Below are 19,963 nucleotides of genomic sequence, written 5' to 3' on the forward strand. Positions count from 1 at the left end.
CGTGCTCCTCGAAGTCCAGGACCTGCACGTGGAGTTCCGCACCCGGGACGGGGTCGCCCGCGCCGTCAACGGGGTGAGCTACGCGGTCGACGCGGGGGAGACGCTGGCCGTGCTCGGCGAGTCCGGTTCCGGCAAGTCGGTGACCGCGCAGGCGGTGATGGGGATCCTGGACACGCCTCCGGGGCGGATCACCGGCGGCCGGATCCTCTTCCGGGGGCAGGACCTGCTCACGCTGAAGGGGGAGGAGCGGCGGAAGATCCGGGGCGCCGGGATGGCGATGATCTTCCAGGACGCCCTGTCGGCCCTCAACCCCGTGCTCTCGGTCGGCGACCAGCTCGGCGAGATGTTCGTCGTGCACCGCGGGATGTCGCGGAAGGACGCGCGGGCCAGGGCCGTCGAACTGATGGACCGGGTGCGCATCCCGGGGGCCGCCCAGCGGGTGCGGGACTACCCGCACCAGTTCTCCGGCGGTATGCGCCAGCGCATCATGATCGCCATGGCGCTGGCCCTGGAGCCCGCACTGATCATCGCCGACGAGCCCACGACCGCCCTGGACGTCACCGTGCAGGCCCAGGTGATGGAACTCCTCGCGGAGCTGCGGCGCGAGTACCGCATGGGGCTGATCCTGATCACCCACGACCTGGGTGTGGTCGCGGACGTCGCCGACCGGATCTCGGTGATGTACGCGGGCAGGATCGTCGAGTCCGCGCCCGTGCACGACGTCTACAAGGCCCCCGCCCACCCGTACACCCGCGGCCTGCTGGACTCCATCCCGCGCCTGGACCAGAAGGGGCGGGAGCTGTACGCCATCAAGGGCCAGCCGCCGAACCTGACGCACATCCCGCCGGGTTGCTCCTTCCACCCGCGCTGCCCGATGGCCCGGGACGTCTGCCGCACGGACGAGCCGGCGCTGTTCGCGGTGTCCGGGGAGCGGGGCAGCGCCTGCCACTTCTGGAGGGAGTGCCTGCATGGCCACGACCACTGAACCGATCCTGGAGGTCAGCGGCCTCGTGAAGCACTACCCGCTGACGCGGGGCATCCTGTTCAAGAAGCGGATCGGCGCGGTGAAGGCGGTCGACGGCGTCGACTTCACGCTCGGCCGCGGCGAAACCCTCGGGATCGTCGGCGAATCGGGCTGCGGCAAGTCGACGGTGGCGAAGCTGCTCTGCAACCTGGAGCGCCCCACGGCGGGCTCGATCCGGTTCAAGGGCGAGGACATCACCAGGCTGTCCGGCCGGGCCCTGAAGGCCGTGCGCCGCAACATCCAGATGGTCTTCCAGGATCCGTACACCTCCCTCAATCCCCGGATGACGGTCGGCGACATCGTCGGCGAGCCCTACGACATCCATCCCGAGGTCGCGCCCAAGGGTGACCGGCGACGCCGGGTGCGGGAACTGCTGGACGTGGTGGGCCTCGATCCGGAGTACGTGAACCGCTACCCGCACCAGTTCTCCGGCGGGCAGCGCCAGCGCATCGGCATCGCCCGGGGGCTGGCGCTGCGCCCCGAGATCATCGTCGCCGACGAGCCGGTGTCCGCCCTGGACGTCTCGGTCCAGGCCCAGGTGATCAACCTGCTGGACCGGCTCCAGTCGGAGTTCGAGCTGTCGTACGTCTTCATCGCGCACGACCTGTCGATCGTCCGGCACATCTCGGACCGGGTCGGGGTGATGTACCTGGGCCGGATCGTGGAGACGGGGCGGGACGCCGAGATCTACGACCATCCCACGCACCCCTACACCCAGGCGCTGCTGTCGGCCGTCCCGGTCCCCGACCCAGCGGCCCGCGAGGACCGCGAGCGGATCGTCCTCACCGGTGACGTGCCGTCCCCGACGAACATCCCCTCCGGCTGCCGCTTCCGCACCCGCTGCTGGAAGGCCCGGGAGCGCTGCGCCCTCGAGGTACCGGTCCTCGCCGTCCCCACCGCGTTCCGGGACACCGGCGGACCCGCGGCCCACGACTCGGCCTGCCACTTCGCCGAGGAGACCGCGCCGGCCGGGCACCGCGTGCCGGGGGCCGCCGTGCCGGAGGAGCCGCAGCGGCACGGCGACGGGCCGGGATGACATGCGCACCCCGGCCCGTACACGGCACCCGCACGGCCGTACGCCGTTCAGCCTTCCGCGTCCGTATATCGGTACCGCTTCCGCGAAGTTGCCTGTGCGTTAACGCCGTTCAGGCGGATGCGCCCCGTCCCGCCAGGGCGCGCCGCAGGAAGTCCACCTGGAGCAGCAGCAGGTTCTCGGCGACCGTCTCCTGCGGGGTCATGTGGGTCACCCCGGACAGCGGCAGCACCTCGTGCGGGCGGCCCGCGGCGAGCAGGGCGGAGGACAGGCGCAGGGAGTGGGCGACCACCACGTTGTCGTCCGCCAGGCCGTGGATGATCATCATCGGGCGGTGCGGCCCGGCCGGGTCGACCAGGCCGTCGTCGTCGATCACCGAGTTGCGGCGGTAGACCGCCGGCTGCTCGTCCGGCAGGCCCAGGTAGCGCTCCTGGTAGTGGGTGTCGTACAGCCGCAGGTCGGTGACGGGCGCACCGACCACCGCCGCGTGGAAGACGTCCGGGCGGCGCAGCGCCGCCAGCGCGGCCAGATAGCCGCCGAAGGACCAGCCCCGGACGGCGACCCGGTCCAGATCCAGGGGGTACCGCTCGGCGAGGGCGTGCAGTGCGTCGACCTGGTCCTGGAGCACGACGGCCGCCATGTCGTCCCGGATCTCCTTCTCCCAGGCGGGCGAACGGCCAGGGGTGCCCCGGCCGTCGGCGACGATCACCGCGAAGCCCTGGTCGGCGAACCACTGCGAGGTCAGATGGGCGTTGTGCGCGGCGACGACCCGCTGACCGTGCGGACCGCCGTAGGGGTCCATGAGCACCGGCAGGGGAGTGTCGCCGTGGTAGTCCCGTGGCATAAGCACGGCGCACGGAATTCGGCGTGCGCCCCCCTCGGTGAGCGTGACCCGGGGGGACATACCGGGATCTTCGGCGTACGACCGGACAGTGGCCGCCGGTTTTCCGTCACGCAGCACCTGGACACGGGCGCCCGGCCTGTCCAGCGCGGCGGACACGAGTACGGTCACGTCACCGGCCCGAACCGCCGTGTGCACCCCGGGCTCCTGCGACAAGCGCTCCACGCCCAGTTCGTTCACCCGGTACACATGGACCTCGCCGATCTCCGGCGTCTGGGCCTCCTCGCCCGCCGAGGCGGAAACCAGTACGTCGTCGGCACCCACGTCCAGGACTGCACGGACGTGCAACTGCCCCCTGGTCAAGGGGCGTTCGCCGACCGCCAGGACCCGGGCGCCGCCCTCGTCCGCGATCCGCACCAGATGCCCGGACGGGCTCCAGCAGGGCACGCCGGGGAAAAGTTCCAGCCATGTTGGATCTTCGTCGGCGTGCACCATGCGCGTCGCGCCCGTGTCCGGGTCCACCGCGAGGAACAGCTGGCTGCGCTGGTCCCGGGCCTGCACGAGCAGCAGCGGCGCACCCGCCTGTGACCAGTGCACACGGGCCAGATAGGGATAGCGGGACCGGTCCCACGCGACCTCCGTGCGCTCCCCGTCGAGGCCGCACACGAACAGCCGGACGTCGGCGTTGGGTGTGCCCGCCGCGGGGTACGCGACCTCGTTCGGCTCCCGCCCGGGGTTGGCCGGGTCCGCGATCCACCACCGCCGCACCGGCGTGTCGTCCACCCGCGCCACGAGCAGCCGGTCCGAGTCCGGAGCCCACCAGAATCCCCGCGCCCGCCCCATCTCCTCGGCCGCGACGAACTCCGCGAGGCCGTAGGTCACGTTCCCGGACTCCGGTTCCGCGAGCGCCCGGTCGCCGGAGCCCTCGGCGTCCACCACCCGCAGCGCACCCCGCGCGACATACGCGACGTGCCGGCCGTCGGGTGCCGGACGCGGGTCGATCACCGGCCCCGGGACGCGGAGTTCGCGCGTGCCCCCCGCTCGCAGCCCCGCCGTGAAAAGCCGCCCTGACAAGGCGAAAGACGCCAACTCCACAGCGGCGTCGGTGGCGTATCCGACGATGCCGGCACCGCCCTCCCGGCTGCGCTCCCGGCGCGCCCGCTCCTCGGCCGAGAGCTCCTCGGCGGCGCCCTCCAGCAGGGCGCCCGGCCCGGCCGCCAGGCGCTCCCCGCCGTCCGGCAGATCCAGCACCCACAGGGAATTGGCCCGGTCGTCGCCGGAGCCCGAACGCAGGAAAGCGACACGTGAACCGTCGGGCGCCACGGTGAACGCACGCGGCGCGCCGAGCGTGAACCGCTGGGTCCGGGCGTGCCGGCGGGGGAAGGAGTCTGCCTCGGTCGTCATACCCCGACCATATTGGCCATGCGCCCCCTTGTGCGGCCGTGCGCCGAGCGATGCGCGAGTACGGATAGTTATGATCACTACCGCTGCGTGGGTATGAACCTGCCGGTGACCGCTTGGAATTGCTCAACTGATCTGGATCTCGCGATCTTTGGAGGTGAGCCGCCGTGGCACTCTCGATTTCGGCGGTGGTGCTGCTGGCGATCATCGTCTTCCTGCTGATCAAGAAGTCAGGGCTGAAGGGCGGCCACGCGATCGTCTGCACGCTGCTCGGCTTCTATCTCGCTTCCTCGACCGTCGCCCCCACGATCAACGAGCTGACGACGAACGTCGCCAGCATGATCGGCAGCATCAAGTTCTGACGGCCGTGTCCGGGCCGGGTCAGGGGCCCGGCTGCGGCCACCTCGCCGCAGCGGCCCGCCGGCCCGCGACCTCGTAGGGTGGTCCCATGACGGAACTGCCCTCCCGGCGTCTGCTGCTGGTGCACGCGCACCCCGACGACGAGTCGATCAACAACGGCGCGACCATGGCCAGGTACGCGGCCGAAGGTGCCCACGTGACCCTGGTCACCTGCACCCTCGGCGAACGCGGCGAGGTCATCCCGCCGGAGCTGCGGCAGCTGACCGGACCCGCGCTGGGTGCGCACCGGCGCGGCGAGCTGGCCGCCGCCCTGCGCGAGCTGGGTGTGAGCGACGCCCGGCTGCTCGGCGGCGCGGGCCGGTACGGCGACTCCGGGATGATGGGCATCCCCGACAACGACGACCCCGGCTGCTTCTGGCAGGCCGACGTGGACGAGGCCGCCGGCCACCTCGCCGAGGTGATCCTGGAGGTCCGCCCCCAGGTCCTCGTCACCTACGACGACAACGGCGGCTACGGCCACCCCGACCACGTCCAGGCCCACCGGGTCGCCATGCGCGCCGTCGACCTCGCCGCCGAGCGGGGCCACCGGATCGCCAAGGTCTACTGGAACCGCGTCCCGCGCTCCGTCGCCGAGGCCGCCTTCGCCCGCCTCCAGGACGAGCTGCCCGCACTGCCGTTCGACAAGAGCGCGGCCCTGGACGAGGTGCCGGGCGTCGTGGACGACGAGCGGATCAGCACCGCGATCGACGGCGCCGCCCACGGCTCGGCCAAGGCCGCGGCGATGCGCGCCCACGCCACCCAGATCGAGGTGGCCGAGCCGTACTTCGCGCTCTCCAACGCACTCGCCCAGCCGCTGTTCACCACCGAGTACTACGAGTTGGTGCGCGGGCCGGGACGGCCCGGGGAGACCGACCTGTTCGCCGGGCTCGACACGGAGGAGGGCGCATGAACGACGCCCGACCGGGCTCGCTGCTCGCCCAGCCGTTGCAGCGACCCTCCGCCGGGCGGGCGGCCGCCTGCATCGGCCTCTTCCTGCTCGGCGCGGTCGTGGGACTCGCCGGGACCCTCGTGCAGCCCGCCTGGTTCCCCGGCGGGCTGCTGCTCGCCCTCGCGGGCGCGGCCGGGCTGTTCCTCGGCGGGGCGCACGCCACCGGCGGACGGGCCGGGGCGGTGGCGCCGGCGGCCGGCTGGATCGTCGCCGTCGTCCTCCTCACCACCGCACGCCCCGAAGGGGACTTCCTCTTCGGCGCCGGAGGCGGCTCCTATCTCTTCCTCCTCGGCGGCATGGCCCTCGCTGTGATCTGCGCCACCCTTGGTTCGGGGAGGCAACCCGGCGGCGGCTCTGCCCGACTTGACAAGTGACGTACCACTTCGCCGTGCTGCGCACGTGGGAGTCCGGTGTGGGTTTCCTCGGCGGTCATGGGATAAGCGCCAGAAGTGGCCAGTATGGTGGTGCGCGCCGCCGAGCCTCCCCCAAGCACTCGATTTCGCTCGAGTCGGGGGGACCCCAGAGAGTTGAGGTCGTAACGGGCGGTGGAGCCAACTGGGAGAACCTGCCTTGAGTCGTGAAACTGACACTCCGTCCTCCGGGCCCGACGGGCGCGGCGGAGCCGCATACCCCTCCGGCACGCCGCCGTACGGGACCCCCATGGCTTCCGAAGACGGTGCGGACGCGGGCCGTTCGGGCGCGCGGCCGCAGGAGAAGAAGACCGAGACCACGCTGACGACCCGGATCAGGATCAACATCCCCGGATCGCGGCCCATCCCGCCGGTCGTCGTGCGCCAGCCCGTCGCGGACACCGACGGCAGCGGGGACGAGACGCCCGCCGCCGACACGCGGCCCGCACCCGATCGGACGCCGGCCCCCACCGCAGAGGCCCCCGCCGAGAGCGCGCCGCAGGCCGAGGACAAGACCAGCGACTGGTTCGCGCCTCGCAAATCCGGCGGCGGCAAGGCCGGTCCGGGCGGCGGCGGCACGAACGGGGCCGGTGCCCCGGGCGGTTCCGCACCCGCCGGCACTCCGGGCGCCCGTCCGGGTGGCGCGGGAGCATCCGGTGCGGCCGGTACCACCGGCGCACGCGGCGGCGCACGTCCCGGCGGTGTGGTCGGCTCCATGAGCGTGCCGGGCGCCTCCCGCGCCGGGGCCACGAACGGCAAGGGCCTGCCCGGTGCCACCGGCGGCCCCGTCGCCCCCGGCCACGGTGGTGGAACCGGCTCCTTCGACGTGACCGAGGCACTGGCCACGGGCCCCCGCGGCGGCTCCCGCCCCGGTGCGAAGGGCGGCGGCGAACAGCGCCGCGACGACCTGCCGTACTTCGCGGAGAACGGCGGCGGCCAGGACGGCTTCGGCGGCACAAGCGGGAGTGGCGGCGACTACGCCGGCGGCCCGGGTGCGAGCGGCCCCGGCGGCTTCAACGGGCAGGGCGGCCCGGGCGGCTTCAACGGACCGGGTGGTACGAGCGGTTTCAACGGGCCCGGCGGCCGGCAGGGACCGGCCGGCCCCACCGGTGGCCCGGTCACCGGCGACGGCACCCTGGTCCCGCCGGCCGGCGGCCACGGCCCGGACGCCGGTGAGGCCTTCGACGGCCCAGGCGGGCCGGCCGGCCCGCTCGGCGCGGGCGGTTACGGCGCCCCCGGCGGGCAGAGCGGCCCGCCCGCCCGCAGCGCCCTCGCCGACCTCGACGGCCCCGGCGTGCCCGGTGGCCCCGGCGTCCCGGGTGCCGGTCCCGCGGGGCGCGGACCCGGCGGCGGACTCAGCGACGACACCGCGATCCTCACCCCGCAGAAGCCGGCCGACCCGGGCACGCCCGGCTACCGGTCCCCGGCCGCCGACAACGTCTCGGGACACACCGTCACCAGCGGCATCCCGGTCGTCCCCGGCACCGGAACCGCCCCGTTCGGCTCCGCCGGGCACCCCGGAGGACCGGCGGCGCAGACGGCGCCCAGGCCCGAGCCGGCCGCCGCGCCCAAGCCGGCGGCCAGGCCGAAGAAGAAGGGCCGCAGCAAGCTGGTGCTGCTCGCCGTCGCCGTGTTCGTCGCCGCGGGCGGTGCCTACGGCGCCGGGCTGCTGATGAACCGCACCGACGTACCCAAGGGCACCACCGTGCTCGGTGTCGACATCGGCGGCGGCACCCGTGACGACGCCGTCAAGAAGCTCGACGACGCCTTCGGCAAGCGGGTGAACAAGCCGCTGAAGCTGGCCGTCGGCGGCCGGACGGTCGCCCTCACGCCGGAGAACGCCGGGCTGCAGTTCGACTTCCAGGCCACGGTGAGCCAGGCCGCGAAGAGCGACTACAACCCGGTCCACGTCATCGGATCCCTCTTCGGTGAGAAGCGCGTGGTCGAGCCGGTCATGCCGGTCGACGAGGAGAAGCTGCAGGCCGCCCTCCAGCACGCCGGCGGCGGCTCCGGCTCGGTCACGGACGGCACCGTCAGTTTCCAGGCCGGCAAAGCCGTCGCCGTCTACGGCAAGGCCGGCAAGGCCATCGACGCCGCCCGGTCCGCCCAGGCCGTCGAAGCGGCCTACCGCACGCTGGTGGAGACGGACACGGCCGCCCCGGTCACCGTCCCGACGACCAGCAGCCGGCCGACGGTGCCCGACGCCGAGGTCGACCGCGAGATGCGGGACTTCGCGAAGCCCGCGATGTCGGGGAAGGTCACGGTGATGACCGACGCGACGCACTCGGTGCTGATGAGCCCGCAGAAGTCGCTGTGGAAGTTCCTGAGGGTGACGTCCGTCGACGGCAAGCTGGTCGACAAGCCCGACCTGGCCGCCCTGAAGCAGCTCTACGGCGGGGCGTTCGACGGGGTCCTCATCACCCGTGGCAACGGCAAGAAGACGCCCGTCACGCCCGAGGACGTCTACGGCGCCCTCCGCCCGGCGCTGATGAGCAGGACCAACCGGGTCGCGGTCATCGAGACCGACCCGAGCTGATCCGCCGTACCGGGTCGCGGTCACCGAGACCCGGCCCGGGCCCGTCCGACGTACCGGGGGGCGTCCATGAGACGCCCCCCTGCCGTGCCCGTCACCCGATCCGCATGACATCTGTCATCCGGCAGTCGGGACCGGCGGCACTGCCGGGGCGGGGGCCCTTCCGGCCAGCATGGACGTCATGACAACGACAGCGGCGCCGGCCACCACCACCACGGTGGTCGGCTTCGACCAGGTGACCAAGACGTACGGCAGCACCCGGGCGGTCGACGGGCTCTCGCTCCGGCTGCACCCCGGCGAGACCGTCGCCCTCCTCGGCCCGAACGGGGCGGGCAAGTCCACCACGCTCGACCTGCTCCTCGGGCTCAAGCAGCCCGACAGCGGCACGGTGAGCGTGTTCGGCACCAGCCCGCGCGAGGCCATCGTCGCCGGCCGGGTCGGGGCCATGCTGCAGAGCGGCGGCCTGATGGACGAGGTCACCGTGGCCGAACTGGTGAAGCTGGCCTGCTCCCTGCACCCCAAGCCGTACAAGGCCACGGACGTGCTGGCCCGTGCGGGCATCACGCAGATCGCCGACCGCAAGGTGAACAAGCTCTCCGGCGGCCAGGCCCAGCGCGTCCGCTTCGCCCTCGCCACCGCCGGCGACAGCGACCTGATCATCCTGGACGAGCCCACCACCGGCATGGACGTCTCCGCCCGCCAGTCCTTCTGGGCCACCATGCGCGAGCAGGCCGACCAGGGCCGCACGGTCCTGTTCGCCACCCACTACCTCGAGGAGGCCGACGCCATCGCCGACCGGGTCCTGGTGCTGCACCGCGGCCGGCTGCTCGCCGACGGCACGGCCGCCGAGATCAAGGCCAAGGCGGGGGCCCGACGGGTCTCCTTCGACCTGGAGGGCGCCGTCGACGACGGCGCCCTGCGCACCCTGCCGTTCCTCACCTCGTTCGACGTGTCCGGGCAGACCGTCCGCATCCAGTCCACCGACGCCGACGCGACCGTGCACGCCCTGTACGGCCTCGGTGTCTACCCCCGCAACCTCGAAGTCGCCGGCCTCGGCCTGGAGCAGGCCTTCGTCGCCATCACGGAGGCCGAGGAGGCCAAGCAGTCGTGAACGCGCTCATCAAGCTGGAACTGACCCGCGCCCTGCGCAACAAGAAGTTCCTGTTCTTCTCGGTGCTCTATCCCTCGATCATCTACCTGATCTTCTCCAGCAGCGGCGGCACCGGCGAGAAGGTCGACGGCACCCGCCTGACCGTCGCCACCTACCTGATGGTGTCCATGGCCTCCTTCGGCGCCCTCACCGCCGTCCTGATGGGCAACAGCGAGCGGATCGCCAAGGAACGCGAGAGCGGCTGGGTGCGCCAGCTGCGGCTGACCCCGCTGCCCGGACGCGGCTACGTGCTCGCCAAGACCGCCAGTGCGGCGGTGGTGAGCCTGCCCTCCATCGTCGTGGTGTTCCTCGTCGCCGCCGCCGTCAAGCACGTGCGCCTCGACGCCTGGCAGTGGCTCGCGCTCACCGGCGTCATCTGGGCCGGCAGCCTCGTCTTCGCCGCGCTCGGCGTCGCCATCGGATACCTCGCGTCCGGTGACGCGGTCCGCCCGATCACGATGATCGTCTACTTCGCCCTGTCGCTCCTGGGCGGCCTGTGGATGCCGTCGACGGCCTTCCCCCAGGTCATGCAGGACATCGCCGAGTGGCTGCCCACGCACGCGTACGCTGCCCTGGGACGGGCCGTCGAACAGAGCCAGGCCCCGCACACCGCTGACATCGCCGTCCTCGCCGTCTACTTCGTCCTCTTCGCGGGCGGTGCGGCCTGGCTGTACCGGAAGGACACGCTGAAGGCGTGAGCACGATGACGGAGGACCGGACGGGGATGCCGAGACGCACGCCCCTGGGCTGGCCGCCCGGCAACCGGCGCGAGCTGCTCGTCAAGTCGCTGTGGATCGGGGTCTGGCTGATCTTCCTCAGCTCCCCGGTCGACGATCTGGTGGGCGGCGGCCACACCACCGGCGCCACCGTGGCCGGCGCGGTCGGCCTCGCCGTCTTCGTCGGGGTCTATCTGACGCTGGTCTACCGCAACATGGGCCGGCCGTTCGCCCCGCGCGTCGTGCTCGGTCTGGGCGGGATCCTCGGAGTGCTCGCCTGCGTGCTGGCCTACAGCCTGGGCAGCGCCTGGCTGGGCCTCTTCGTCTACCTGTCGGTCGCCTGGGGGGCCACCCTGCCGCTGCGGGCGGCCTACTGGGCCATCCCGGCCTCCGGGGCGGCGATGTACCTGATCGGCCTGCGCTTCGACGAGAAGGAGGCGCGGGGCCTGCTCCTGCTGGTCGTCCTCATCGGGTTCGCGATGACCGGCGTCGGCCAGCTGGTGCGCACCACCATCGAGCTGCGCAAGGCCCGGGCCACCGTCGCCCAGCTCGCCGCCAACGAGGAGCGGCTCCGCCTCGCCCGTGACCTGCACGACCTGCTCGGCCACTCGCTCTCCCTGATCACGCTGAAGAGCGAGCTGGCCGGCCGGATGCTGCCCGGCCACCCCGACAAGGCGGCCCAGCAGGTCGCCGACATCGAACAGGTCAGCCGGCAGGCCCTGGTCGACGTCCGGGAGGCCGTCACCGGCTACCGGCGCCCCCGGCTGGCCGCCGAACTCGCCGGCGTGCAGGTCGCCCTGACCGCCGCCGGGGTGGTGGCCGAGGTGCCCGCCGAACCCGAACTCTCCGGAGTGCCCGAGGAGTCCGAGTCGGCCCTCGCCTGGGCGCTGCGCGAGGCGATCACCAACGTGGTCCGGCACAGCGGCGCCGAGCGGTGCGTCGTACAGCTGCTGCGCCGGCAGACCCTGGACGGGCCGATGCTCGAACTCTGTGTCGAGGACAACGGATCCGGCGGTTCGGGCAGTGGCCCCGGCAACGGCCTGACCGGTCTGACCGAGCGGCTGGAGAAGGCCGGCGGGACTCTGGAGGCGGGCCGGATCAAGCACGGGTTCCGGCTGGTCGCCCGCGTGCCCACGGCCCCCACGGGGGACGTAGGATCCGGGGCATGACGAGCACGATCAAGGTCTTGCTGGCCGAGGACCAGTCGATGGTCCGCGAGGCGCTGGCCGCGCTGCTCGGCCTGGAGGACGACATCGAGGTCGTCGCCCAGGTGGCGCGCGGGGACGAGGTGCTGGCGGCCGTCGCCGCGCACGGCGTGGACGTGGCGCTGCTCGACATCGAGATGCCGGGCTGCACCGGCATCGAGGCGGCCGCCCAGGTGCACCGCGCGCACCCCGGGGTCAAGCTCGTCGTCCTCACCACCTTCGGCCGGCCCGGCTATCTGCGCAGCGCCATGGAGGCCGGCGCCGACGCCTTCCTCGTCAAGGACGCGCCGGCCGCCCAGCTCGCCGCGGCGATCCGCAAGGTGCTGTCCGGTGAGCGGGTCATCGACCCCACGCTCGCCGCCGCCGCGCTCGCCGAAGGCGCCAACCCGCTCACCGAGCGCGAGCGCGAGGTGCTCCGCGCCGCGGCCGACGGCTCCACCAACGCCGAACTGGCCAAGGCCCTCCACCTCTCCCAGGGCACGGTGCGCAACTACCTGTCCACCGCGATCCAGAAGCTGGCGGTGCGCAACCGGGCCGAGGCGGTGCGGACGGCGCGGGAGAAGGGCTGGCTCTGAGGGGTCAGTTGAGCATCGCCCGGGCGATGTGGGCCTGCTGCCGCACCTTCTGGGCGGCCGGTTCGTCGACGACCTCGATCAGGTCCGCGTAGGAGTCCAGTTCCTCGGCCCCCGCAACGAACTCACCCCGCTGGACGAGGAGTTGCCCGCGCTCGTAGCGCAGCCGCGCCGGATGCGAGGGCACCAGCAGCGCCAGCTCCACGGCGCGCAGCGCCACGTCCGACCTCTCCGGCCGGGCGGCGGCCCAGGCCCGGATGTTGTTCAGGATGCGCTGGACGACCTCCAGCGGCGGCGCGGGCCCCAGCATCGACTCGTCCAGCGGCGCCCCGGTGGCACCCGCCACCAGCAACCCGGCGTCGTCACCGGTCAGTACGCGTCCGCCCTCGAACGGATCGGCCAGCACCCGCTCCTCGGCCGTCCCGAACCCGACCACGAAGTGCCCCGGCAGCGCGACCCCGTACACCGGGGCCCCGGCCCTGCGGGCGACCTCCATCCACACCGCCGACAGCAGGATCGGCAGTCCGCGTCTGCGCCGCAGCACCTCGTGCAGCAGCGAGGACTCCAGCCGCTGGTAGTCGGCCGGGGTGCCGTGGAACCCGTACCTCGCGCCGAGCAGCCGCCGCGCGGCCTCGGCCCAGGCGCGCGGCCCGCCGGGGCGGTACGGCAGCTCGCCCGCCAGCCGGTCCAGCTCGAGCTGCGCGGCGTCGATGCCGGCGTCGTCCAGCGAGCCGTCCGCCTCGGCGCCGATCAGCAGGCACAGCGCCGACAGGTCCGGGCGCTCGCAGCGGGCCTCCTCGGCGAAGCGCCGCCGCAGCTCGGCCGACCGCTCCGGCGGGGGCGGGTACGGCGGCGGCAGATACCGGTGATCCATGACAGGCTCTCGTCCTTCCCCGACGCTCGCTACGACGCCCCGGCGCCGCAGCCTTCCGGCCCCGGCCGATCCGGCAGGCCACCCGGTGCCGGCCGCCCCGCCCCGCCATCCGGTGCCGGCGCCGGCACCGGTGCCGGTGTCGACGGCGGCGTCGGATCCGGTGCCGTCGCCGGCCGGTCGGCCGGGTCCTGCGGGGCCCGGTAATGGTGGTACGCGTGATGCGGCGTGAAACCCAGCGCGGCGTACAGCCCACGCGCGCCCTCGTTGTCCGTCTCGACCTGCAGCCACGCAGCCGACGCGCCCTCGTCCTGCGCGCGCCGGGCCAGCGCCGCCATCACCTCCGTGGCGAGCCCCTGCCGCCGCCGGCCCGGGTCGACCTCGACCGCGGCGAACCCGGCCCACCGCCCGTCCACGACGCACCGCCCGATCGCCGCGGGCGGCTCACCCCGGGCTCCGGCCACGGACGCGAACCACACCGACGGACCCTCGCAGAGCACCCGCAGGGCCACCTCGCCCACTCCCTTGCGCCGGTACCGCGCGAGCCACGACTCGTCCGCCCGGCGGGACAGGACCACGCCCGCGCCCTCCGCCCGGTCCGCGACCGGAGCCAGGGCACCGGTCCACACCTCGGCGGTCACCTCGCGCACCCAGCCGCGGCGCTCCAGCTCCGCGCACAGCAGCTCCTGCGTGCCCTCGGCGCCGGTGGCGGTCTGCACGTACGCGGGCAGGCCGCGCTCGCCGTACCAGCGTCGTACGGCCGCCAGGGCCGCGTCGAGCGGAAGGCCGGGGTCACCGAGCGGCAGCACGCTGTTGGCCCGCCGCGTGAACCCGCCGGCCGCGCGCAGTTCCCACTCGCCGAGCCGCCCGCTCTCCAGCGGCCGCCAGCCGCGGGAGGTGATCCGCGCGAGTTCCGGGTAGTTCGCCGCGGGGCCCCGGCGGCGCGCCGGGGCGGCCGGCACCACCTTGCCCGCCACCAGCGCGGATTCCGGGATCCGGACACGTCGTCCGTCCCGTCGTGTGATCATGAGCACGGCATCGTCCCATGATGTGAGAACACCCACCGTGTCAGTGAACTTCTCCTGCGACGCTCCGGGTTCGCTCAAGCGCCGCACCGACACTCGTTTGCCCACGTCAGCAGGGGTGATTCGGACTTCCAGGCGTCCTGTCGCCGAGATTTCCACTGGTCAGTTCACCCCTCCTGTTCGGATCATGCTCCGGAACGGAGATACTAGGGGCGGGCATCGACGACGCCGCGCTCCCGCGCGCCAGGCGGCGGAGCCTGAGGAGGCCCGCCGGCGCCCTATCGAGGAGGAACGACAGCGTGACCTACGTCATCGCGCAGCCTTGTGTCGACGTCAAGGACAAGGCGTGCATCGAGGAGTGCCCGGTCGACTGCATCTACGAGGGCCAGCGGTCCTTGTACATCCACCCGGACGAATGCGTCGACTGTGGTGCCTGTGAGCCGGTCTGCCCGGTCGAGGCGATCTTCTACGAGGACGACACTCCGGAGGAGTGGAAGGACTACTACAAGGCGAACGTCGAGTTCTTCGACGATCTGGGCTCTCCCGGCGGCGCCAGCAAGCTGGGGCTGATCGAGCGCGACCACCCCTTCGTCGCCGCGCTGCCGCCGCAGGGCGAGTGACCGTTTAAGCGCCAAGCGGCCCGCTTCCCCCGGTCACCGGCTCCGACCGGGCCGGGGGACGCCCACCGCCGCCTCGGTCCCGTACGGCCTGATCGCCGCCGTACGGGGCCGAGGCGTTTGCCGCATCAGACGAAAGTGAGCCACAGACCGTGTCCGCAGTCTCGAACCGCCTGCCCGCCTTCCCCTGGGACAAGCTGGACCCGTACAAGAAGACCGCCGCGGCCCACCCCGACGGCATCGTCGACCTCTCCGTCGGTACCCCGGTCGACCCGGTCCCCGAGCTGATCCAGAAGGCCCTCGTCGACGCGGCCGACTCGCCGGGCTACCCGACCGTGTGGGGCACGCCGGCCCTGCGTGACGCGATCACCGGCTGGCTGGAGCGCCGGCTGGGCGCCCGGGACGTCACCCACCGCCACGTCCTGCCGGTCGTCGGCTCCAAGGAACTGGTGGCCTGGCTGCCGACCCAGCTGGGCCTCGGTCCCGGCGACAAGGTGGCCTACCCGCGCCTGGCCTACCCGACCTACGAGGTCGGCGCCCGCCTGGCCCGCGCCGAGTACGAGGTCTACGACGACCCGCGTGACGTGGACCCGGCCGGTCTGAAGCTCCTCTGGCTCAACTCTCCGTCCAACCCCACCGGAAAGGTCCTGTCCAAGGAGGACCTGACCGCGATCGTCGCCTGGGCCCGCGAGCACGGCGTGCTGCTCGTCTCCGACGAGTGCTACCTCGAGCTGGGCTGGGAGGCCGAGCCGGTCTCGGTCCTGCACCCGGACGTCAACGGCGGCTCCTACGACGGCGTCGTCGCCGTCCACTCGCTCTCCAAGCGCTCCAACCTGGCGGGCTACCGCGCGGCCTTCATCGCCGGTGACCCGGCCGTCCTCGGCCCCCTGCTGGAGATCCGCAAGCACGGCGGCATGATGACCTCCGCGCCGACCCAGGCGGCCGTCGTGGCGGCCCTCGGCGACGACGAGCACGTCCGCGTCCAGCGCGAGCGCTACGCGGCCCGCCGCGACCTGCTCCGGACGGCCCTGCTCGGCCACGGCTTCCGTATCGAGCACAGCGAGGCCAGCCTCTACCTGTGGGCCACCCGCGACGAGTCCTGCTGGGACACGGTCGCCCACCTGGCGGGCCTCGGCATCCTGGTGGCTCCCGGCGACTTCTACGGCGAGGCGGGCGAGCGGTTCGTACGCGTGGCCCTGACGGCCACGGACGAACGGGTCCGGGCGGCGGTGGCCCGGCTGTCGGCCTGAGCCCCGGCGGCCGGCGACGCGCTGCCGGCCACACAGGCGAACGGGGCCCGGGGAAGTCCCCGGGCCCCGTTCGCCGTCAGGCCGAGCCGGCCTCAGCCGCCCAGCGGCAGACCGTGCGTCGGCAGGGACGACGTGGGCAGCGACGACGTGGGCAGAGACGACGTGGGCAGCGACGAGGTGGGCAGTCCACCCTTCGCCAGGGCGCCCGTGGGCAGCCCGCCCTTCGCCAGGGCGCCCGTGGGCAGCCCGCCCTTCGTCGCGGTCGCCGCGGTGCTCCCCAGGACGCTCCCGGCGGCCCCGGCCGCGTCCCCGGCGACCTTCTGCGCCACGGGCGCCGCCTTCTTCACGGCGCCGCCGCCGGTCTTGCCCGCGGCGGGCACCGCCTGCCTGACCGCCTTGCCGCCCGCGTCGCCCGCGAGAGAGGTGGCGTTCTGCGCGGCACCGTCGACGGTGTTGCCGACGTGGGCGCCGTCCAGGGCGGTCAGACCGCCCAGGTCGGGGGTGGCCGCCGGCAGATTCGTGGCCGCACCGGCGGAGCCGGCCGCACCGACCCCGGCTGCCGCTCCCGCTGCGACGAGCAGCGCGGCACGGGCGATCCGGCGGGTCAGGGGGAGGGACATGATGCTCCATTCGACGGGAGAAAACGGTGTGTGTCCGGGCTCGTGTCCGGGCTCGGACGCCGTGACTACCGCTCGAAGCCCGCGAAGGTTGCGGACGCCTCAGGTAAAGAATGGATAACGCATCGCATTATCAGGTGTGGATAAAAACGGGCAAAGAACATGTGTCCGCAACCCCGCAGAATCCTTACGTCTCTTGATTTCCAAGGGATCCCAGGGGTGGGGGGCGGCTCGCCCGGACGGCCGGGCGAGCCGGAGCCGCACAACCCGCCGGAGTGAAGGCCCGTACTACTGTCCGGTCACGATCCGGACGGCCTCCGCGGAGCTCTCCGCACCGCCGGTCCCGTCGGAACGCGCCGACCGCCACTGGTCGCTGGTACTGCCGACGGTCCACTCCCGGCCGGCGTACGACACCCGCGCGATGTGCAGCGCCGAGGAGTTGGCCACCGCCCACTGCGCCAGCTGCCAGCCCCGCTCGCGTTCCGGACGCCCGGCCGCGTCCTGCTTCGCGCCCTCGGGCACCGGAACGGTCACGGTCCGCCCGTGCGCGGTCGCGGTCACGCTCGGCGAGGGAGACGGCGACGGCACGGGCGCACCGCCCACCTCCGCGCCGGTCTCCTGCAGCGCGTCCCGCCCGAAGTCGCGTACCAGCGCGTCCCGTACCGCCTGCGGACCGGTCGCCGAGGCCGCGTGCTCCGGACGTCCGTCACAGGTCAGCGTGGCCGCCGCGTACCCGGTCAGCGCCGCGGCCAGCAGCGTGGCGTCCGGCTCGTGCTTGGCGTACGCCTCCGGGTAGCCACTGCGCTGCACCCGCTGCGCGGCCACCGTGAGCGGCAGCTCCGGGTAGTCGGGGACCTTGGCCAGGTGCGCGTAGAACATGCCCGCCGCGTACGCCGGGTCCATGATCTGCCGCTCGGTGCCCCAGCCCTGCGAGGGCCGCTGCTGGAACAGGCCCAGTGAGTCCCGGTCGCCGTGCTCGATGTTGCGCAGGCCCGACTCCTGCAGGGAGGTCGCGAGCGCGATGGCGACCGCCCGCCGGGGCATCCCGCGGCCGGTGCCGACGGCGGCGATCGTCGCCGCGTTCTGCGCCTGCTCGGGCGTGAACGCGAACGCCGACCCGCGGCCCGAGGCCGAGACCACCTTGCAGCCGCGCGCGCCGCCGCCTCCGGTGATGTACTGCACCACGAGATAGGCGGCCACGCCGCACAGGGCCAACAGGGCCGCGGCGAAACGGATGAGGCGGCCGCGGCGCTTGGGACGGGTGGGGGACGGCTCTGACACGCGTACAAGGTACTGGAGCCGGGTGCGGTCCTCACGGGGGGTCCGCCCGGCGCCGCGCCCCCGGCCCCGGCAGGGGCCGCGCTAGGGTCGTGAGCATGGCCGACACCACGCTTGACCTCACGCTCGACGCCGCCGCGCTCACCGCGCGACTCGTGGACTTTCCCTCCGAGAGCGGCACCGAGAAGCCGCTGGCGGACGCGATCGAGACCGCCCTGCGCGCCCTGCCGCACCTGACGGTCGACCGCCACGGCAACAACGTGATCGCCCGCACGAACCTGGGCCACGCCGAGCGTGTGATCCTGGCCGGCCACATCGACACCGTCCCGATCGCGGACAACGTGCCCTCCCGCCTCGACGAGGACGGCGTGCTGTGGGGCTGCGGCACCTGCGACATGAAGTCCGGCGTGGCGGTACAGCTGCGCATCGCGGCCACGGTCCCGGCCCCCAATCGCGACCTGACCTTCGTCTTCTACGACAACGAGGAGGTCGCCGCCGAGCTGAACGGCCTCCGGCACGTCGCCGAGGCGCACCCGGACTGGCTGGCGGGCGACTTCGCGATCCTGCTGGAGCCCTCCGACGGCGAGGTCGAGGGCGGCTGCCAGGGCACCCTGCGGGTGCTGCTGCGGACCAAGGGGGAGCGGGCCCACTCCGCGCGGGGCTGGATGGGCTCCAACGCCATCCACGCGGCGGCACCGATCCTGGCCCGGCTGGCGTCCTACGTGCCACGCCACCCGGTGATCGACGGCCTGGAGTACCGCGAGGGCCTGAACGCGGTGGGCATCGGGGGCGGGGTCGCGGGCAACGTCATCCCCGACGAGTGCGTGGTCACCGTCAACTTCCGCTATGCCCCCGACCGCACGGAGGAGGAGGCGGTCGCGCACGTCCGCGAGGTGTTCGCGGACTGCGGGGTCGAGGAGTTCGTGATCGACGACCACAGCGGCGCCGCGCTGCCCGGTCTCTCCCACCCGGCCGCGGCGGCCTTCATCGACGCGGTGGGCGGTGTCCCGCGGCCCAAGTTCGGCTGGACCGACGTCTCCCGCTTCTCCGCGCTCGGTGTTCCGGCGGTCAACTACGGCCCGGGCAACCCGCACTTGGCGCACAAGCGGGACGAGCGCGTGGCGACCGCGAAGATCCTGACCGGCGAGGAGCGGCTGCGCGGCTGGCTCACCGCCTAGGGGTGTGCCGGGCGCCGCTGCACGCCGGACATGCCGACGTCCCCCCTCCGTAACCCGCGTAGATCTAGGCTGAGGTGGAACTACCGGCAAGCGGAGGGAGCGCACATGGCTACCGGAAACCCCGAGGGGAAGAAGCAGCCGCCGGACGAGCAGCGGCTCGGGCCGGTCCTCCGGCGGCGGTCCCAGGTGACGCCCAGCACGACCGACCAGCGGCTGCTGGACGAGCGGGCGCCCTCGGACTGGGTCCACACCGACCCCTGGCGGGTCCTGCGCATCCAGTCCGAGTTCATCGAGGGCTTCGGCACCCTGGCGGAACTCCCGCCCGCGATCAGTGTGTTCGGTTCGGCGCGTACGCAGGTGGACTCGCCGGAGTACGACGCGGGCGTGCGGCTCGGACGGGGGCTGGTGGAGGCCGGCTTCGCGGTGATCACCGGTGGCGGCCCGGGTGCGATGGAGGCGGCCAACAAGGGCGCGTCCGAGGCGGGCGGCACCTCGGTGGGGCTCGGCATCGAACTGCCCTTCGAGCAGGGGCTGAACCCGTACGTCGACATCGGGCTGAACTTCCGCTACTTCTTCGTCCGCAAGATGATGTTCGTGAAGTACGCGCAGGGATTCGTGGTGCTGCCGGGTGGTCTCGGCACGCTGGACGAACTCTTCGAGGCGCTGACCCTGGTCCAGACCCAGAAGGTCACCCGCTTCCCGATCGTCCTCTTCGGCACCGAGTACTGGGGCGGTCTGGTGGCCTGGATCAAGAACACGCTGGTCGCGCAGGGCAAGGCGGCGGAGAAGGACCTGCTGCTCTTCCATGTGACGGACGAGGTGGAAGAGGCGGTGGCCCTGGTCTCCAAGGAGGCGGGCCGCTGACACCCCCCGTCTCCGAGGAGGCGGGCCGCT

At 73.1% G+C, this 19,963-nt stretch carries 19 protein-coding genes; 14 read left to right on the forward strand and 5 right to left on the reverse strand.

The window, feature by feature from the left end:
* The first annotated feature begins 1 nt into the window (after position 1).
* Both ACGFT2_RS13000 and ACGFT2_RS13005 read left to right on the forward strand, forming a co-directional pair.
* Positions 2-985 carry an ABC transporter ATP-binding protein gene (locus ACGFT2_RS13000; protein ID WP_393276990.1) on the forward strand — a complete coding sequence of 328 codons (984 nt, stop codon included), beginning with the start codon at positions 2-4 and terminating at the stop codon, positions 983-985.
* A complete protein-coding gene (locus ACGFT2_RS13005) occupies positions 969-2,060 on the forward strand; it encodes an ABC transporter ATP-binding protein (RefSeq protein ID WP_393276993.1) in 1,092 nt (363 codons plus the stop codon). Before ACGFT2_RS13000 ends, ACGFT2_RS13005 begins: the two co-directional genes overlap by 17 nt.
* 109 nt (positions 2,061-2,169) lie before the next feature.
* Here the strand turns inward: ACGFT2_RS13005 and ACGFT2_RS13010 are convergent, their stop codons facing one another.
* Entirely contained in the window at positions 2,170-4,302 is a 2,133-nt protein-coding gene (locus ACGFT2_RS13010) for an alpha/beta fold hydrolase (protein ID WP_393276996.1), read from the reverse strand.
* 164 nt (positions 4,303-4,466) lie between these two features.
* Between ACGFT2_RS13010 and ACGFT2_RS13015 the strand changes: the two genes are divergently transcribed.
* From ACGFT2_RS13015 to ACGFT2_RS13050, 8 genes are all read left to right on the forward strand, one after another.
* A complete protein-coding gene (locus tag ACGFT2_RS13015; RefSeq protein WP_393276999.1) occupies positions 4,467-4,661 on the forward strand; it encodes a hypothetical protein in 195 nt (64 codons plus the stop codon).
* An 86-nt stretch (positions 4,662-4,747) separates the two neighbouring features.
* On the forward strand, positions 4,748-5,608 hold the full coding sequence (gene mshB / locus ACGFT2_RS13020) for an N-acetyl-1-D-myo-inositol-2-amino-2-deoxy-alpha-D-glucopyranoside deacetylase (RefSeq protein WP_393277002.1): 861 nt from the start codon (positions 4,748-4,750) through the stop codon (positions 5,606-5,608).
* The gene (locus tag ACGFT2_RS13025; protein ID WP_393277005.1) at positions 5,605-6,021 is read left to right on the forward strand and encodes a DUF6113 family protein; all 417 of its coding nucleotides are present in this window, start codon (positions 5,605-5,607) and stop codon (positions 6,019-6,021) included. The genes mshB and ACGFT2_RS13025 overlap by 4 nt, the downstream gene beginning before the upstream one ends.
* 196 nt (positions 6,022-6,217) lie before the next feature.
* A complete protein-coding gene (locus tag ACGFT2_RS13030) occupies positions 6,218-8,593 on the forward strand; it encodes a hypothetical protein (RefSeq protein WP_393277007.1) in 2,376 nt (791 codons plus the stop codon).
* A 178-nt stretch (positions 8,594-8,771) separates the two neighbouring features.
* Positions 8,772-9,701: an ABC transporter ATP-binding protein gene (locus ACGFT2_RS13035; protein WP_393277010.1), complete on the forward strand. Its 930-nt coding sequence runs from the start codon at positions 8,772-8,774 to the stop codon at positions 9,699-9,701.
* Positions 9,698-10,438 (forward strand): ABC transporter permease, encoded by a 741-nt coding sequence (locus ACGFT2_RS13040; protein WP_393277012.1) that lies wholly within the window; start codon positions 9,698-9,700, stop codon positions 10,436-10,438. The genes ACGFT2_RS13035 and ACGFT2_RS13040 overlap by 4 nt, the downstream gene beginning before the upstream one ends.
* A gap of 5 nt (positions 10,439-10,443) precedes the next feature.
* Positions 10,444-11,625, forward strand: a complete 1,182-nt coding sequence (locus ACGFT2_RS13045; RefSeq protein WP_393277680.1) for a sensor histidine kinase — start codon at positions 10,444-10,446, stop codon at positions 11,623-11,625.
* Entirely contained in the window at positions 11,622-12,236 is a 615-nt protein-coding gene (locus ACGFT2_RS13050; RefSeq protein ID WP_393277015.1) for a response regulator, read from the forward strand. The genes ACGFT2_RS13045 and ACGFT2_RS13050 overlap by 4 nt, the downstream gene beginning before the upstream one ends.
* A gap of 4 nt (positions 12,237-12,240) precedes the next feature.
* Here ACGFT2_RS13050 and ACGFT2_RS13055 read toward each other — a convergent pair whose 3' ends face one another.
* Positions 12,241-13,107 carry a tetratricopeptide repeat protein gene (locus ACGFT2_RS13055; RefSeq protein ID WP_393277017.1) on the reverse strand — a complete coding sequence of 289 codons (867 nt, stop codon included), beginning with the start codon at positions 13,105-13,107 and terminating at the stop codon, positions 12,241-12,243.
* Between the two features lie 29 nt (positions 13,108-13,136).
* Positions 13,137-14,288: a GNAT family N-acetyltransferase gene (locus ACGFT2_RS13060; RefSeq protein ID WP_393277020.1), complete on the reverse strand. Its 1,152-nt coding sequence runs from the start codon at positions 14,286-14,288 to the stop codon at positions 13,137-13,139.
* Positions 14,289-14,428: 140 nt separating this feature from the next.
* Here ACGFT2_RS13060 and fdxA point away from each other — a divergent pair, with 140 nt between their 5' ends.
* Positions 14,429-14,749: a ferredoxin gene (gene fdxA, locus ACGFT2_RS13065; protein ID WP_121787075.1), complete on the forward strand. Its 321-nt coding sequence runs from the start codon at positions 14,429-14,431 to the stop codon at positions 14,747-14,749.
* Between the two features lie 149 nt (positions 14,750-14,898).
* Positions 14,899-15,996 carry a bifunctional succinyldiaminopimelate transaminase/glutamate-prephenate aminotransferase gene (locus ACGFT2_RS13070; protein ID WP_393277024.1) on the forward strand — a complete coding sequence of 366 codons (1,098 nt, stop codon included), beginning with the start codon at positions 14,899-14,901 and terminating at the stop codon, positions 15,994-15,996.
* 92 nt (positions 15,997-16,088) lie between these two features.
* Here ACGFT2_RS13070 and ACGFT2_RS13075 read toward each other — a convergent pair whose 3' ends face one another.
* Both ACGFT2_RS13075 and ACGFT2_RS13080 read right to left on the reverse strand, forming a co-directional pair.
* On the reverse strand, positions 16,089-16,616 hold the full coding sequence (locus tag ACGFT2_RS13075; RefSeq protein ID WP_393277027.1) for an ATP-binding protein: 528 nt from the start codon (positions 16,614-16,616) through the stop codon (positions 16,089-16,091).
* Between the two features lie 285 nt (positions 16,617-16,901).
* A complete protein-coding gene (locus ACGFT2_RS13080; RefSeq protein WP_393277030.1) occupies positions 16,902-17,894 on the reverse strand; it encodes a heavy metal transporter in 993 nt (330 codons plus the stop codon).
* A 95-nt stretch (positions 17,895-17,989) separates the two neighbouring features.
* Between ACGFT2_RS13080 and dapE the strand changes: the two genes are divergently transcribed.
* Both dapE and ACGFT2_RS13090 read left to right on the forward strand, forming a co-directional pair.
* On the forward strand, positions 17,990-19,069 hold the full coding sequence (gene dapE / locus ACGFT2_RS13085) for a succinyl-diaminopimelate desuccinylase (RefSeq protein WP_393277033.1): 1,080 nt from the start codon (positions 17,990-17,992) through the stop codon (positions 19,067-19,069).
* Positions 19,070-19,174: 105 nt separating this feature from the next.
* Positions 19,175-19,933, forward strand: coding sequence for a TIGR00730 family Rossman fold protein (locus ACGFT2_RS13090; RefSeq protein WP_393277036.1), 759 nt, complete (start codon positions 19,175-19,177; stop codon positions 19,931-19,933).
* The last annotated feature ends 30 nt before the right edge of the window (positions 19,934-19,963 follow it).

The sequence above is a fragment of the Streptomyces sp. NPDC048514 genome (assembly GCF_043199955.1).
Lineage (GTDB): Bacteria > Actinomycetota > Actinomycetes > Streptomycetales > Streptomycetaceae > Streptomyces.

Bases quoted from the DNA above. Each gene is read 5' to 3' on its own strand.
- ACGFT2_RS13035 (WP_393277010.1), top strand. From the start codon at position 8,772: ATGACAACGACAGCGGCGCCGGCCACCACCACCACGGTGGTCGGCTTC.
- ACGFT2_RS13045 (WP_393277680.1), top strand. From the start codon at position 10,444: ATGACGGAGGACCGGACGGGGATGCCGAGACGCACGCCCCTGGGCTGG.
- dapE (WP_393277033.1), top strand. From the start codon at position 17,990: ATGGCCGACACCACGCTTGACCTCACGCTCGACGCCGCCGCGCTCACC.
- ACGFT2_RS13075 (WP_393277027.1), bottom strand. From the start codon at position 16,616: ATGTCCCTCCCCCTGACCCGCCGGATCGCCCGTGCCGCGCTGCTCGTC.
- mshB (WP_393277002.1), top strand. From the start codon at position 4,748: ATGACGGAACTGCCCTCCCGGCGTCTGCTGCTGGTGCACGCGCACCCC.
- ACGFT2_RS13090 (WP_393277036.1), top strand. From the start codon at position 19,175: ATGGCTACCGGAAACCCCGAGGGGAAGAAGCAGCCGCCGGACGAGCAG.
- ACGFT2_RS13010 (WP_393276996.1), bottom strand. From the start codon at position 4,302: ATGACGACCGAGGCAGACTCCTTCCCCCGCCGGCACGCCCGGACCCAG.
- ACGFT2_RS13005 (WP_393276993.1), top strand. From the start codon at position 969: ATGGCCACGACCACTGAACCGATCCTGGAGGTCAGCGGCCTCGTGAAG.
- ACGFT2_RS13025 (WP_393277005.1), top strand. From the start codon at position 5,605: ATGAACGACGCCCGACCGGGCTCGCTGCTCGCCCAGCCGTTGCAGCGA.
- ACGFT2_RS13050 (WP_393277015.1), top strand. From the start codon at position 11,622: ATGACGAGCACGATCAAGGTCTTGCTGGCCGAGGACCAGTCGATGGTC.
- ACGFT2_RS13055 (WP_393277017.1), bottom strand. From the start codon at position 13,107: ATGGATCACCGGTATCTGCCGCCGCCGTACCCGCCCCCGCCGGAGCGG.